The following is a 13,756-nucleotide window of genomic DNA, read 5'->3' as shown; positions in this document are numbered from 1 at the left end:
TGCCCTAACCCTCATTGACCCGGCCCTGCCCCGCATAAACTAAACGCCTGTGGGTCTGCCTTCGCTCAACGACGTAATTGCGGCCATCGCCACGCCGCCCGGTAAAGGCGCGGTGGGGATTGTGCGGGTCTCGGGGGAGGGGGCGCTGGAGCTGGTCTCGAGGCTCTGGAAGGGCACAAACCCCAGCCAGCTGCCGGGCGGGCGCTTTACCTACGGGAAAATCTGCGACCCAAACACCCAGGAAGTGCTGGACGAGGCGCTCTTGCTGGTGTTTCGCAGGCCCCATTCCTACACCGGCCAGGACAGCGCCGAGCTGCAAACCCACGGCTCGCCGGCGGTGCTGCGCCGGGTCTTGCAGGTTTTGTTTGAGCTGGGGGCCCGCCCCGCCCAGCCCGGCGAGTTCACGCTGCGCGCCTATCTGAACGGGAAAATGGATCTGGCCCAGGCCGAGTCGGTGCTGAGCCTGGTCGAGGCTGAGTCGGAGGCCGCCCGGCGGCAGGCCCTGCGCGGACTGAGCGCGGGGCTGTCGCAAAAGATCAGCCGCCTTTCAGAGCAGCTTTTCGACCTGCTGGCGCATATCCAGGCCTGGCTGGACTACCCCGAGGAAGGGGTCGAACCCGCCCAGATCCAGGCCGGCCTCGAGCCCGTACTGCAGGAGATCAACCGCCTGCTGGCCACCGCCCCCGCCGGGCGCATCGCCCAGAAAGGGGCCCGCATTGCCCTGGTGGGTGCGCCCAACGCGGGCAAGTCCAGCCTGCTCAACGCCCTGCTGGGCTACGAACGGGCCATCGTCACCCCCATCCCCGGCACCACCCGCGACTACCTCGAGGCCCCCCTGGAGATCGCCGGGGTGCCCATCGTGGCGGTGGACACCGCCGGGGTTCGGGAAACCCACGACGTAATCGAGAAAAGCGGGGTGGAGCGGGCCTTGCAGATCGCCCAGGAGGCCGACCTGGTGCTCTACCTGGCCGACCAGAGCCAGCCCCACCCCACCCCGCCCCCGCTCCCCTGGGAACGCACCCTCAAGGTCGCCAGCAAGGCCGACCTGGCCCCGGCCTGGCATGATCCCTCGTACCTGAGGGTCTCGAGCCAGACCGGGCTGGGCCTGGAGGAGCTGCGCCAGCAGATTCACCGGCGGCTTTTGGGCGAGGCCCCCGAGGGGGAGCTGTGGATCAGCAACGAACGCCACGTAGAGGCCCTGCGCCGCGCCCAGACCCAGCTTCAAGAAGCCCTGCAAGCGCCCGAAGACCTGGCCGCCCTCTCCATTGAGCAGGCCCTGGAGGCCCTGGCCGAGATCCTGGGTAAGGATGTCTCGGAAGAGGTGATCGACCGGGTATTTCGCAACTTTTGCGTGGGGAAGTAAGCCTCGAGCAATCCCGGCGGGTGCTTGTACCCGAGGCCAGAGCACCATAAACTTGCCGCCATGAGTGCGTCAAAGGCCGTGGTCTCGAAACGCGGTGTGCAGACCTACCTGGTTGCGCTGGGGCTGGTGGCCATGGGCCTTGCCCTGGTGGCTCTGTGCGCTGCCGCCTGGCTGCAGGGGGTGGAGCCGCGCTGGTCGGTGATTCTGTTTGGGCTGCTGGGGGTGTACATGGTGCTGCTGGGGATCGACGAGGGCTGGTTGAGCGGGCTCGAGGTCACCCCCACCCACCTGCGCATCCGGAGCTTTGGCCGCTGGGAGGAGCACCCTATCCCCCGCGTGGAGGCCGTGGATGCTTTGCGCGATATCCTGGGCGGGGGTATGCAATTGGTGCTCATAGGGGCCGAAGGCCAGGCCATCCGTGTACCGCTGCGGCGCTACGCCAACGCCGGCTTCTTAGCGCAAGCCTTGCTGGATGCGCTCTGGCTCCACAACAAAGACCTCATCCTGATGCCCCGGCTTGCGCGACGGCTGGGCCAGCCCCCTTTCGGAGTGTTCGCCGCAAAAAAGTCGCGCTACTAAGGGCAAAACAAACGATCGAGGCCCGCATATACAGCGGGGATCGTCCCCTATTATTGAGGCATGGAGCTGGCATGGGTTGGAGCCGCCTATGGATTGGGCTTGCTTGCAAGCCGTCTTGGACTGCCACCGCTGGTGGGTTACCTTGGGGCAGGCTTCACGCTGTGGGGCCTGGGCTACCAGAACAGCCCCCTGCTGGAACAGATAGCCGACGTGGGCGTACTGCTGCTGCTATTCACGGTCGGTTTGAAGCTCCGTTTTGCCAGCCTGGTGCGCCTGGAGGTGCTGGGCGTAGGGGGCCTTCATCTGGTGCTTTTTGGCCTGCTCTCAGGTCTGATCGGCCTTGCGCTGGGAATAAGCCCCAATGCCGCGCTTTTTTTAGGGATTGGGTTGGCCTTCTCCAGTACGGTGCTGGCGGTTAAGCTGCTCGACGACCGCCGCGAGCTCTCCACCTTTCACGGGCGGGTGGCGGTTGGAATTCTGGTCTTACAAGACCTGGTCGCGGTGGGTCTGCTGGCCTACGCGGGGGTCAAAAACCCCACCCCCTGGGCGCTGCTGCTGCTGGCCCTGCCCTTGCTGCGACCTGTGGTGGGCTGGATTCTGGAAAAAAGCGGCCACGACGAGCTGCTGTTGCTCTACGGCCTGGGCCTGGCCCTGGGGGGGGCCAGCCTGGCCCGGCACCTGGGGGTATCGCCCGAACTGGGCGCTTTGCTCATAGGCGCGGCCCTGGCCGGCCACCCGCAAACCTCCGAGTTATCGCGCACCCTGTGGGGCCTGAAAGAAGCCTTCCTGGTAGCTTTTTTCTTGCAAATCGGGCTGATGGGTCTGCCTTCCCCCTCGGCGCTCCCATTGGCGCTGGTGTTTATACTCCTGCTCCCCCTCAAGGCCGCCCTCTTTTTTGTGCTGTTTGTCCTTTTCGGTCTGCGAGCCCGTACCGCTTTTGTAACCAGCGTATCCCTGAGCAGCTACAGCGAGTTTGCCCTGATCACCAGTGTGGCCGCTGTGGAAGGGGGTCTGCTGCCGGAGTCCTGGAGCCAGCTGGTGGGCCTGGTGGTGGCGGTATCGCTGGCCCTGGCAGCTCCACTCAACCGTTCGGTACACAACCTGTTTCAGCGCTACGAGCGGTTCTTGCTGCGCTTTGAGCGCAAGGGCCTGCACGCCGACGACGAACCCACCAGCCTGGGCGGGGCCGAGTGGCTGGTAGTGGGCATGGGCCGCACGGGTGGGGCCGCCTACAAAATGCTGGCCGGACAGGGCTACCGGGTGCTGGGGCTCGACGCCGACGAAGGTAAGCTCGAGTTCCACCGGGCCAAAAAGCGCCAGGTGCGCTACGGCGACGCCGAAGACCCCGAGCTATGGGAACGCATTGATCTGGAGGGGTTGCGCGGGGTGCTGCTGACCCTACCCGACCTCGAGGCCAAGCTTCGGGCCGCCCGGGGGCTCAAGCAGCGGGGCTTTTCGGGGGTAATCGCCGCAACCAGTTACCACCGCGAGGAGGATCCACTCCTGCAAGAAGCCGGTGCAAACCTCATCTCCAGGCCCTTTGCCGAGGCCGGGGAACGCCTGGCCGAGCGGGCTTTGGGCATCAACCCGCTCGAGGAGGCAGAAGACCCCAGACCCACCGAGGCAGAGCCAGCCAAGGGTTAGACTTCAGGGCGTTCGGCCACCAACCAGGCCTTTTTTCCTATGCCTGGCACCTTGCTCACCACGAAACCGGCTGCGGCCAGCGCGCGGCGAGGTGCCCCCGCCACCGAGTAGGTGGCCAGCCGTGCACCCCCCCGAGCGGCCCAGAACAGCTTTTCTAGAACATCGGGCTGCCAGGGCTCGGGGTTGACCTTGGGGCTGAAGGGGTCGAGGTAGAGCGCAGTGGCCCAGCCGTTGGGCAAAAGGGCCTGTGTCACGTCCTCAAAACGCACCTCGAGCCGCCCCCAGGCCCCCTCCAGGCAAAAAGGCCTATGGGGCTCTGCCGGCCAGCCCTCGAGGAGATCTTCCCATACCTTTTGCGCCGGGGCCGAAAGCGGCATCTCTACCGAGGCCAGCACCGCCCTCGAGACCGGAAAAGCCTCGTAGCCCAGGTATTCCAGATACACCCCGCGCTCCCGACAGCGTTCCAGCGTTGCCCGAAAATTAACCCCCAGCCCAAAGCCCACCTCGAGCACCCTCGGCGAGGGATGCAGATGGGTCTGGGTCAGCTTGAGGTACAGCTCGTTGGCCTGCATCCAGGCCCCATGGCACGAACTGTACGCCTCGCCAAACGCTGGGTGCACCAGGGTGGGCGAGCCGTCTGCGGTGGGCAAGGGCTCGAAGGATTCAGCTTTCAATTTGCACCCTCTGGGCCTCCTGCTGCATCAGGGCCCACAACGACTCCACATGGTGTCGTTCGGTGGACTCAGCCCCAATCGAGACCCGTACCATCCAGCGCCCTTTGAGCAGGGCTGGGGTCAGGAAGGCCCGGCCAGAACGGTTGATACGAGCCACCCAGTCCTGGGTGTGCCGATCCACCTGCGCCGGACTCAGACCGGCCGGGTTGTAACGCAGGCACAGGGTCTGCAGCGGTACCGGTGCCAGCAACTCCCAGCCCGGGGTCTGGCGAACCTGGGCCTCGAGCCAGCGGGCATTGGCTATATCGCGCCTTAGCCGGGCTTGCAGGCCCTCAACCCCTTGGTCGAGCAGGGTGAACCAGATCTTGAGGGCCCGGAAACGCCGCCCCAACGGTATTCCCCAGTCTTTGTAGTTCTTTACCTGACCATCCGCTGCCGAGTGCAGATAAGAAGGATTGGTGGACATGGCGCGGATCAGGTGCTCAGGCGAACGCACATAGTAAAGCGAGCAGTCGAAAGCCACCCCCAGCCACTTGTGAGGGTTGATCACGATCGAGTCGGCCTGCTCGATACCATCCCACAGGCCCCGGCACTCCGGCAGAATCATGGCCGCACCGGCCATGGCCGCATCCACGTGCAGCCAGAGGCCGTACTTCCGGCACAACCCGGCAATGGTGCGCACCGGGTCGATGGCGGTGGTGTTGGTGGTACCCACCGCCGCCACCACTGCACAGGGCTTTCGTCCCTCGGCCAGGTCGCGCTCGATGGCGGCCTCGAGCAAGTCCACGCGTAGGGCGTGGTCTTGATCGGTCTCGATAAGGCGCAGGTTCTCGCGCCCAAAACCAGCCAGCAAAACCGCCTTGGGCACCGAGCTGTGAGCCTGATCGGAGACATAGACCGTAAGGGGCCGGGCCTCGGCCTGCAGCCCACCCCGATCCTGGGACTGGCCGGTCGCCCACTCCCGGGCGGTTAGCAGCGCGACCAGGGTACCGGTGGAGGCGGTGTCCTGGATTACCCCCTGGAAATAATCGGGCAGGCCGAACATCTGACGCAGCCAGTCGGTCATAACCTCCTCCACCTCGGTCAGGGCCGGGCTGGCCTGCCAGGTGATGCCGGTCTGCCCCAGGCCCGCAGCCACCAGATCGGCCAGCACCGAGGAAAGTGGGGCGTTGGAGGGAAACCAGGCATAGAAATTGGGGCTTTGCCAGTGGGTCAGGCCCGGGAATAAAGCCCGGAGCTCCTGCGGCACCCCCGCCAGCCCCACAGCCTGCGCGGGCGGTGAAGCCGGGAAGAGGGCTTTGATACTTCCGGGGGCAGCCTGCGACATCACCGGCAGGGCCTCGAGGCTCGCACGGTATTCTGCGATGAAATCGATCAGCTTGTACCCCAGACGTCTGAACTCTTCGGGCGACATGGCTTAAAGACTAACCCATCGCAGCATGGCGCGGAAACCATTCCAGAAGATGGAACCGCTCAACCTTGGTATGCACTGCCTCCGCTCTGGGCTTTTAGCCTCCCGAGCGTTAGCATACGGACATGAAAATCGAAGCCGCCGAGCTCCGTCTTATTTCCCTACCACTCAAGTTTCGCTTCGAGACCTCCTTTGGGGTGCAGACCGAGCGCCATATCGTGGTTCTGACACTCTATGGCGAGGGCCTCGAGGGCTACGCCGAGACCGTGATGGAGTACACCCCCCACTACCGGGAGGAGACCATCCCGGGGGCCTGGGCGCTTTTGGAGGAGCTTCTGATCCCCAAGGTGCTGGGTAAAGACTTCGCCAACCCCGAGCAGCTCTGGGGCGAGATTGCCGGCTTCCGGGGCAACAAGATGACCAAGGCCGCCCTGGAGATGGCCTTCTGGGATCTGTGGTGCAAAAGCCTGGGGCAGCCCCTCTGGAAGATCCTGGGTGGGGTGCGCAGCGAGATTCCGGTGGGCATCAGCCTGGGCATCGAGCCCAGCCTCGAGGCCACCCTGGAGAAGGTGGGCAAGGGGCTGGCCGAGGGCTACAAGCGCATCAAGCTCAAGATTAAGCCCGGCTGGGACGTCAAGCTGGCCCTGGCGGTGCGCGAGGCCTACCCCGAGGCTAACCTCACCGTGGACGCCAACTCGGCCTACAGCCTCAACGATATCGCCACCTTCAAGGCCCTGGACGCCGCCCGGCTGGACTATATCGAGCAGCCCCTGGCCTTCGACGATATCCTCGACCACGCCAAGCTACAGGCGTCCATCTCCACCTCCATCTGCCTGGACGAGTCCATCACCTCGCCCGAGGATGCCCGCAAAGCCCTGGAGATTGGGGCCGGGCGGGTGATCAACCTCAAGCCGGCGCGGGTGGGGGGTATCCTGGCCAGCCGCAAAATCCACGACATCACCCAGAGCTACGGCCTGCCGGTCTGGATGGGCGGGATGCTGGAGGCCGGCATTGGCCGGGCCGCCAACATCCACGTGGCCACCCTGCCCATGTTTATCAAGCCCGGCGACACCAGCAGCGCCAGCCGCTACTGGCAGGAGGACATCATCGAAGAGCCGCTCGAGGCCTTGGGCGGCATGATGCCCGTGCCTCAAGGCCCCGGCCTGGGTGTGACCCTCAAGCGCGACCTGATCCAGAACCTCACCGAGAAATCGGCGTATCTATCGGCCAACCGTTCGTAGTGGGTATGAAGATCGTCATCCGTGAACTGCACGAACCCGAGGAGATCATGCAGATTCCCCGGCTCGAGCAGGCCATCTGGAACGACCCGGGCGACACCATCCGCAGCGGCACCCTGATGGCCCTGGTGCACGAGGGGGCCTTGCTGGCGGGGGCCTATCTCCTCGAGCCCCACACCCCCGAGCGGCTGGTGGGCTTCATCTTCGGCTTTCCCACCGACCGCCCCAGCGACCACCACTCGCACATGGCCGGGGTTCTGCCGGAGTTTCAGGGCAGCCAGATTGGGCTCCTGCTCAAGCGGTATCAGCGCGACTGGGCCCTCTCTAGGGGCTACGAGCGGGTGGTCTGGACCTTCGACCCGCTGCGGGGCCTCAACGCCCATTTCAACCTGCGCAAGCTGGGGGCCACCTTCAATCGCTACATCCCCAACTGCTACGGCCCCATGGGCGGCATCAACGCCGGGGCCCCCTCCGACCGGGCCTATGCGGTGTGGGAACTGCGCTCCCCCAGGGTGTTTCAGCGGATCTATGCACCCGCGCCTACCCCGGAGGTAGCGGGCCTTCCACTCGCCAACCGCCTCGAGCAGCAGGTGCCTGTCGAGATTCATCGGGGCCTGAGCGACCCTAGAATCCTGGTGCAGATCCCCGAAGACTGGGGCCATATTTTGCAGACCGACCCCGCACTGGCCCTGGCGTGGCGGCTGCACAGCCGGGAGGTTTTCGGGCATTACTTTGCCCAGGGCTACCGCGCCGTAGACTTCGTGCGCGGCCCCAACCGCTACGTGCTGGAACGGGTGGAGGGCTGATAACCCAACTCGACGGAAAGACGCCACGGCGACCGAAATGCCGCCGGGTACTTTACTGGGAGGCAACCTTGACCCTTGAACCGGAAATCTGGACAGCCGATGTGGTGTACGTGGGTTTCGGCACCCCCATGCTCGAGGGGGGCCTGGTGGTGGTGGGCGGCCACGTGACCGCCGTGGGCCCCCTGGCCGAGCTCAGGCAAACCTACCCCCAGGCACCGCAGATTCACAAAGGCAAGGCCCTCACACCCCCGACGGTGAATGCCCACACCCACCTGGACTTATCCACGGTTCCCTACTTTCGCGGCCCTTACCCCGATTTCATCAGGCATGTGATCGAGCATGACCGCTGGCGCACCCCGCAGGCGGCCGCCCAGGGCCTGGGGGAGCTGCAGGCCCTGGGGGTGGGGGGTTTTGGGGATATCGCCTACAGGCCGGAGGTTGTGGAGTGGCTGGTGGAGCACAGCCCCCTACCGGGGGTGGTCTATCTGGAGGTGATCAACCGCAACCCCGACCAGGCCGATTTGGTGGCGAGCAAAATAGCCGCCCAGTTGTCGAACTGGCGCAAGCGAAACAGCCTCATCCGGGTGGGCCTCTCACCCCACACGCCCTACAACGTGAGCAGAGAGCTGCTCAAAAAGCTGGTCGAGATAGCCCGGCTCGAGGGCTTCCCCCTGCAGATGCACGTGGCCGAAAGCCCCGAGGAAACCGTCTTGATGACGCAGGGCAGTGGGGCGCTACAGGAAATCCCGTTGCAGTACGGCTTTCCTGCTTATCAGGAAGTCCCCGGCCTGACCCCTGTGCGCTATCTGGCCGAGCTGGGGGTGCTGGGGCCGCACCTGACGATTGTGCACGGGGTGCAGGTGGATGAAGAGGAGGTGCAGATGCTGGCCCAGTCGGGCACCCGTGTCGTCGCCTGCCCGCGCAGCAACGAGGCCCTGGGCTGCGGCCAGATGCCCTGGGAGCTGTACCTGAAGCACCGCCTCGAGCCCGCCCTGGGCACCGACTCACGCAGCAGCAGCCCCGATTTAGATGTGCGCAACGAAGCCCTCTTCCTGTGGAAGCGGGTGGATCCCCGGGTGCTGGTGCGGGCCGCCACCCGCAACGGCTACCGGGTGCTGGGCCTCGAGCCGCCCCGTATCACCCGCGGAACACCGGTTTCACAGGTACAATCCTGGTAGTGGCCCTGTAGGCCAGGCCGCCCAACGCGCAGTGCACTATGCAGATTGGTTCGCTCATCCTATATAGCGCCTTCGTCGGAGCACTCACCGGTGTATTCGCCGCTGGGTTCGTGTTCCTGCTAAAGCTCTTCGAACTTTACTTGATGGGCGAAACCCTGGGCTACCTGCCGCCCGGCCTGCCCGGCGAAGGGGGGCTGTTGCAGGTTTTTCGCGGGCCCAGCTACTGGTGGCTGGCCTTGCTGCTGCCGCTCTTGTTCGCGGCCTCGAGCTACCTGGGCTCGGGCCGGGGACTGGGCTGGCTTCTGGCCGCCTACCGCGCGGGCCGGCCGGTACGGGCCAGCGAGTATTTTCGGGGCATCATCGGCTCCCTGGTGCAGCTGGGGGCGGGTTCCCCCCTGGGCCGTGAGGGGCCCATGGCCGCCCTGGGCCTGTGGGTAGGAAGCGCCCTGGGGCGGTGCATCCCCCTGGGGGAGTCGAGCCGGTTTCTGCCCTTCGCCGGGATGGCCGCCGGCTTTGCCTCGGCCTTTCACGCACCCATGGCCGGTGCGCTTTTAGCCAGCGAGATCGTCTACCGGGGGCTGGCCCTCGAGGTCGGCGCGCTGGCCCCCGCCCTGATTGGAGCCCTGGCCGGCTTTACCGTTTATGGCCTTTTTCACGGGTATGGGCCGCTGCTCGAGCTACCCCCAGGGCCGCTGGAATGGCCGCAACTTCTCTTTGGTCTGGCCATCGGGCTGGTGTGCGCCGGGGTGGGTACGCTCTGGCTCGAGGCCGAGCGGTTCTTACAACGGTGGCTGCGCCGGCTTACCTTTGGGGTTCGACATGCGCTGTTTGGCCTGGTGCTGGCTGGGGTCTTGCTGTTGATGCCCGAAGCCATGGGCAATGGGCTGCCCTGGGTACAGCTCGGCACCTCCCCCATCCTCACCCTACCCTTCCTGGCCGGACTGTTCCTGGTGCAGCTGGCCTTGCTAATCCTGAGCGGCGGTGTGCGCGCCTATGGCGGCCAGCTCACCCCGGCCCTAACCCTGGGTGGCCTGAGCGGCCTGATTTTAGCCCAGCTTCTGGGCCAGGTTTTTCCCTCCATCGCCCCCGCGCCCGAAACCGCGGCCTTGGTAGGTATGGCCGCGCTCCTGGCCGGCATCGCTCGAGCCCCGTTTGCAGCAGTGGTGCTGGCGGGTGAGATTGGCGGGTATAGCCTGCTGCCGCTCACGCTTATTGGGGCCTTTGTGGCCTACACCTTCACCAGCCCCCACGGCAGCTTCGAGGATGTGGAATTCAACCAAGATAAGAATGCGCCAGCGGGCTCTCGCACTGAAACCGCTCCGCAAACTTCACCCCTGCCTCAGCCCCCAGCCTCGAGCGATTCGCCCTGAAGGCCTCGAGGCTGTACTCCCACTTATAAAAATCGCGGTAGAAGCTAAAGACCTTCTCGGCCACCGCCTGCCCTTCCTCCCCCACGTCCACATACACCGCCGGACGGGGAATATCGCTGCGGTGGTAGTGCAAGAGCCGCACCGGCTGGCGGTGGGCCTCCCCCACCAGCTTGGGAATGCGGCAGAACTTGAGGGCAGAAAGCGTGGCCCAGTAGGAAGCCCGGTGGTCGGGGTGGACATCCTGGGGGTTCCAGGTGATCACCACATCCGGTTTCCAGGCCGCCACCACCCGGGCGATGGCCAGGGCTTCGTCGCGCCCGCCGGTGAGGCTCGAGTCGGCAAAATCCAGGAATTGCGCCTCTGCACCTATCATCCGAGCCACAGTGTGCCCGTGCTCTTCGCGGATGCGGGCCACTTCGTCCGGTGGGGCCTCGCCAAACTGGCTGGCCAGTTCACCCCTGGTGAGCCAGAGAATTTTGGCCGCGTCGCCCCGCAGCACATGCTTGGCTAAAGTACCGGAAACTCCTATTTCGTCGTCGGGATGAGGAAAGACAGCGAGTAAGCGCACGCCTTTGAGTATACGCCACCAGCTTGACGCTCCTTATACTGCCTTGTAGACTCAACCTTGCCTGCATGAGCAGGTCAAAACTGGAGTGGTGCCCGAGTGGTTGAAGGGGCACGCCTGGAGAGCGTGTATACGGGTTCTCCGTATCGAGGGTTCGAATCCCTCCCACTCCGCCAAGAAGCCACCCACAACCGGGCGGCTTTTTTTATCCAAAGCTCTCAATAGCCTGGGCCAGGGCCTCCACATCCTCCAGGGCGTTGTAGACCTGGGCCGAGATACGCACCCATAAGCGCCCGCCCAGGCAGAGGATGGGGGCTTCGATGCGGTGTTCGTACAGCAGGGCATACTGCAGGCGCACGGCGTCTTCGCGGGTGCTGCCCAGCGAGGCCGGCAGGGGCAGGGTCGCCATACAGCCCAACATGGCCCTGGGCGCTGGCGGTTCCAATCCCCAGCGCGCGGTCAGCCAAACTGCGGCCTGCCAGGCCAGGTGGTGGTTGTAGGCCTGCATGGCGTCCAGGCCCCAGGCCTGCATGAGCTCCAGCGCCGCTGGCGCCGCCAGAAAGGGGGTGGGGTCTTTGGTGCCCACCCAGTCGAACTCCTGTACAAAGCCCTGCCCCAGGCCCCAAGAGATGACGGGCGGATGCAGGCCTTGCTGCCGTTCGGGGGCCGCCCACAAAAAACCGCAGCCTTTGGGGGCCAGGGCCCACTTGTGCAGGTTGCCGGTGTAGTAGTCCACCCCCAGGCTGGGAATATTCAGGTCTATCGCGCCGGGTGCATGGGCTCCATCGGCCAGCACCGGCACCCCCGCCGCCCGGCAGCAGGCGGCCATCTCGGCCAGGGGCAGCACCAGCGCGGTCTCGGAGGTGATGTGGTCGAGGATCGCCAGGCGGGTGCGGGGGGTGAGGGCTTTGGCCAGCCGGTTCAGGTAATCCGCTGGCTCGGCCCCCGGAAAGGGCAGCTCGAGCGTGACCAGGCGGGCCCCCCGGCGCCCGGCGGCAAAAGCCGCCGCGTTGCGCACCGCGCCATAGGCCAGGTTGGTGATCAGAATTTCGTCGCCGGGTTGCAGCTCGAGCGAGCCCAACACCGCATTGACCCCGGTGGTGGCATTGTCCACAAAAAACCAGATCCTGCCCTTCGGCCCCCATAAACCGGGCCACCGCATTGGCCGCCTCTCGCAGCCGGGGCACGGCGCGGTCGGAAGGGCCCGAGAGGGCCGAAAGCTCCCGTAGCAAAAAGCGGGCCGGCTGCTGCTCTATTTCTTCACGCAGGGCCTGCTGTGCGGCCAGTACCTGCTTTGGGGTGGCGCCAACCGTCCCGTGGTTCAGGTAGATGATGGTGGGGTCGAGGCACCAGTGGGCGCGCATGGCCCGGCCAAACCGGGCTGGGGTCGAAGGGTTCATGGATCTAAGGCCAGCTCCTCGTAGGGCAGGCCCAGGTAGCCCGCCAGCACCTCCACCACCAGCTCGTGATCTTCGCGTTGGGGCAGCCCCGAGACCGTGATGGCCCCGATGCACCCCACCCCCTGCACAAAGATGGGGAAACTCCCCCCGTGGGCTGCGTAGTCCTGGGGGCTCAGGCCCCGCGCCTCCAGGCTGCTCTCCTTCTGCTTGAGCATCAGGCCCACCGCATAGGAGCTGCGGTGGAAACGCTGCACCACGTTGCGCTTGCGCCGGATCCAGTCGGCGTTGTCGGGGGTGGCGCCGGGCATGGCGTAGAAGAAGAGCACCTGTCCAAACAGGCTGATGTCCATGGCAATGGCGCTGTGTAGGCCCTCGGCGGCCTCTTTGAGCCGGGTGCCCAGCTGCCAGGCCACGGCGGCATCGAAGCGCTCAAAGCGCAGGCGGGCCTCCTGTTCGGCGATCACCTTCAGGTCTTGTTCGGTGTTCATGCTTCACTCCCTAAAGCAATCTCGCGGCGCTCGAGCGCGCTTCTTTGGGCGGCCTCGAGCAGCTCCATCAGCCGCACCGCCTGCTCGGGCGGCACCGGGTTGGGCCCCCTGCCAAGGATGGCGTCCCGCACCCCCTCGTAAAAGCGCCGGTAGTCGCCCGGCTCCACCACAATGGGCTCGGGGGCCTGTTCGGGCCGGTGCAGCCAGGCTTCGCACCGGTCGGGATTCCAGTTGGGCTCCCCCGGGCGCAGGCCCACCCGCAGGGCCTTTTCCTGGGTATCCAGACCGTAGTGCACCAGGCTGGCCTGGGTTCCGTGCACCACAAAACGCGGACTGCCCCCCGGCACCAGGGCGCTGGCATGCAGCACCACCCGGAGCCGGGGGTAGCGCAACAGCACGTGAAAGTAGTCGTCGGCCTGGGCACCGTACCGCTGCATCCCGATATCGGCGTAGAGGGCCTGGGGCCAGCCAAACAGCAGCAGGGCCTGGTCGGCTAAGTGGGGGCCCAGGTCGTACCAGACGCCGCTGCCGGGGCCGGGCTGCTCGCGCCAGCGGTTCTGCACCACCGGGCGGTAGCGGTCGAAGTGCGACTCGAAGTAGACCACCTCCCCCAGGGTGCCGGCCTCCACCATTTTTTGCAGGGTCATGAAGTCGCCGTCCCAGCGCCGGTTCTGGAAGACCGCGAGCACCCGCCCCTGGGCCTGGGCCAGCTCTTTGAGGGCCCGCGCCTCGTGCGCAAAAAGCGTGAAGGGTTTGTCCACCACCACGTGCTTGCCCGCCTCCAGGGCCCGCCGGGCCAGCTCGTAGTGGGTGGGGTTGGGGGTGGCGATCACCACCAGGTCAATCTGGGGACTCTCGATTACCTCCTCGAAGGTGGGGCTTACCCAGACCTCGGGCCAGTCTGAATGCACCTTCTGCGGCTGGCTGCTCTGGATGGTGACCAGGTGCAGGCCCGGCACCGCCTGAATAACAGGGGCATGAAAGACTTTACCGGCCATGCCATAGCCGACCAGTGCAACGTGAATGGGTAGGGTCATGAT

13 protein-coding genes and 1 tRNA gene are annotated in these 13,756 nt (G+C 65.6%); 8 read left to right on the top strand and 6 right to left on the bottom strand.

Going from position 1 to position 13,756, the window contains the following annotated elements; genetic code table 11:
- Window positions 1-49 precede the first annotated feature (49 nt).
- From mnmE to MTAI_RS06215, 3 genes are read left to right on the top strand one after another with little or no spacing between them, the layout of a single operon-like run.
- Window positions 50-1,363 (top strand): tRNA uridine-5-carboxymethylaminomethyl(34) synthesis GTPase MnmE, encoded by a 1,314-nt coding sequence (gene mnmE / locus MTAI_RS06225; RefSeq protein WP_187388615.1) that lies wholly within the window; start codon window positions 50-52, stop codon window positions 1,361-1,363.
- 60 nt (window positions 1,364-1,423) lie between these two features.
- A complete protein-coding gene (locus MTAI_RS06220) occupies window positions 1,424-1,942 on the top strand; it encodes a hypothetical protein (RefSeq protein ID WP_027886758.1) in 519 nt (172 codons plus the stop codon).
- A 60-nt stretch (window positions 1,943-2,002) separates the two neighbouring features.
- Entirely contained in the window at window positions 2,003-3,586 is a 1,584-nt protein-coding gene (locus MTAI_RS06215) for a cation:proton antiporter family protein (protein WP_027886759.1), read from the top strand.
- On the opposite strand, the gene mnmC2 is transcribed toward MTAI_RS06215, so the two are convergent.
- Window positions 3,583-4,260: a tRNA (5-methylaminomethyl-2-thiouridine)(34)-methyltransferase MnmC2 gene (mnmC2, locus tag MTAI_RS06210; RefSeq protein ID WP_027886760.1), complete on the bottom strand. Its 678-nt coding sequence runs from the start codon at window positions 4,258-4,260 to the stop codon at window positions 3,583-3,585. The genes MTAI_RS06215 and mnmC2 overlap by 4 nt on opposite strands.
- The gene (locus tag MTAI_RS06205) at window positions 4,250-5,674 is read right to left on the bottom strand and encodes a pyridoxal phosphate-dependent decarboxylase family protein (protein WP_027886761.1); all 1,425 of its coding nucleotides are present in this window, start codon (window positions 5,672-5,674) and stop codon (window positions 4,250-4,252) included. Before MTAI_RS06205 ends, mnmC2 begins: the two co-directional genes overlap by 11 nt.
- Before the next feature lie 122 nt (window positions 5,675-5,796).
- On the opposite strand from MTAI_RS06205, the gene menC reads away from it, so the two are divergent.
- From menC to MTAI_RS06185, 4 genes are all read left to right on the top strand, one after another.
- The gene (gene menC, locus MTAI_RS06200; protein ID WP_027886762.1) at window positions 5,797-6,912 is read left to right on the top strand and encodes an o-succinylbenzoate synthase; all 1,116 of its coding nucleotides are present in this window, start codon (window positions 5,797-5,799) and stop codon (window positions 6,910-6,912) included.
- Between the two features lie 5 nt (window positions 6,913-6,917).
- Complete coding sequence (locus tag MTAI_RS06195; protein WP_027886763.1) at window positions 6,918-7,715, top strand: GNAT family N-acetyltransferase; 798 nt, start codon at window positions 6,918-6,920, stop codon at window positions 7,713-7,715.
- 68 nt (window positions 7,716-7,783) lie between these two features.
- Window positions 7,784-8,893, top strand: a complete 1,110-nt coding sequence (locus tag MTAI_RS06190) for an amidohydrolase family protein (protein ID WP_027886764.1) — start codon at window positions 7,784-7,786, stop codon at window positions 8,891-8,893.
- Between the two features lie 38 nt (window positions 8,894-8,931).
- A complete protein-coding gene (locus MTAI_RS06185; RefSeq protein WP_036196809.1) occupies window positions 8,932-10,263 on the top strand; it encodes a chloride channel protein in 1,332 nt (443 codons plus the stop codon).
- Here the strand turns inward: MTAI_RS06185 and MTAI_RS06180 are convergent.
- Window positions 10,166-10,831, bottom strand: a complete 666-nt coding sequence (locus MTAI_RS06180; RefSeq protein WP_027886765.1) for a PIG-L deacetylase family protein — start codon at window positions 10,829-10,831, stop codon at window positions 10,166-10,168. The two genes, MTAI_RS06185 and MTAI_RS06180, sit on opposite strands and share 98 nt — an antisense overlap.
- A gap of 82 nt (window positions 10,832-10,913) precedes the next feature.
- Between MTAI_RS06180 and MTAI_RS06175 the strand changes: the two genes are divergently transcribed.
- Window positions 10,914-11,004: transfer RNA gene (locus MTAI_RS06175), tRNA-Ser, on the top strand.
- A 29-nt stretch (window positions 11,005-11,033) separates the two neighbouring features.
- On the opposite strand, the gene MTAI_RS06170 is transcribed toward MTAI_RS06175, so the two are convergent.
- The 3 genes from MTAI_RS06170 to MTAI_RS06160 all read right to left on the bottom strand — a co-directional run bounded on the left by MTAI_RS06170 (window position 11,034) and on the right by MTAI_RS06160 (window position 13,753).
- Window positions 11,034-11,990, bottom strand: a complete 957-nt coding sequence (locus MTAI_RS06170; RefSeq protein ID WP_223299701.1) for an aminotransferase class V-fold PLP-dependent enzyme — start codon at window positions 11,988-11,990, stop codon at window positions 11,034-11,036.
- Between the two features lie 234 nt (window positions 11,991-12,224).
- On the bottom strand, window positions 12,225-12,716 hold the full coding sequence (locus tag MTAI_RS06165) for a heme-degrading domain-containing protein (RefSeq protein ID WP_027886766.1): 492 nt from the start codon (window positions 12,714-12,716) through the stop codon (window positions 12,225-12,227).
- Window positions 12,713-13,753 (bottom strand): oxidoreductase, encoded by a 1,041-nt coding sequence (locus MTAI_RS06160; protein ID WP_027886767.1) that lies wholly within the window; start codon window positions 13,751-13,753, stop codon window positions 12,713-12,715. The genes MTAI_RS06165 and MTAI_RS06160 overlap by 4 nt, the downstream gene beginning before the upstream one ends.
- Window positions 13,754-13,756 lie beyond the last annotated feature (3 nt).

It is taken from the genome of Meiothermus taiwanensis WR-220, assembly GCF_003568585.1.
GTDB classification, from domain to species: Bacteria; Deinococcota; Deinococci; order Deinococcales; family Thermaceae; genus Meiothermus; species Meiothermus taiwanensis.
Note: the sequence above shows the minus strand (reverse complement) of the source record. Positions and strands in the feature narration are given on the sequence as shown.

What these genes read in the sequence shown, in the direction of transcription:
- MTAI_RS06215 (WP_027886759.1), top strand. Translation starts at nt 2,003, where the DNA reads ATGGAGCTGGCATGGGTTGGAGCCGCCTATGGATTGGGCTTGCTTGCA.
- MTAI_RS06165 (WP_027886766.1), bottom strand. Translation starts at nt 12,716, where the DNA reads ATGAACACCGAACAAGACCTGAAGGTGATCGCCGAACAGGAGGCCCGC.
- MTAI_RS06195 (WP_027886763.1), top strand. Translation starts at nt 6,918, where the DNA reads ATGAAGATCGTCATCCGTGAACTGCACGAACCCGAGGAGATCATGCAG.
- MTAI_RS06220 (WP_027886758.1), top strand. Translation starts at nt 1,424, where the DNA reads ATGAGTGCGTCAAAGGCCGTGGTCTCGAAACGCGGTGTGCAGACCTAC.
- MTAI_RS06205 (WP_027886761.1), bottom strand. Translation starts at nt 5,674, where the DNA reads ATGTCGCCCGAAGAGTTCAGACGTCTGGGGTACAAGCTGATCGATTTC.
- MTAI_RS06170 (WP_223299701.1), bottom strand. Translation starts at nt 11,990, where the DNA reads ATGCGGTGGCCCGGTTTATGGGGGCCGAAGGGCAGGATCTGGTTTTTT.
- MTAI_RS06160 (WP_027886767.1), bottom strand. Translation starts at nt 13,753, where the DNA reads ATGACCCTACCCATTCACGTTGCACTGGTCGGCTATGGCATGGCCGGT.
- menC (WP_027886762.1), top strand. Translation starts at nt 5,797, where the DNA reads ATGAAAATCGAAGCCGCCGAGCTCCGTCTTATTTCCCTACCACTCAAG.
- MTAI_RS06185 (WP_036196809.1), top strand. Translation starts at nt 8,932, where the DNA reads ATGCAGATTGGTTCGCTCATCCTATATAGCGCCTTCGTCGGAGCACTC.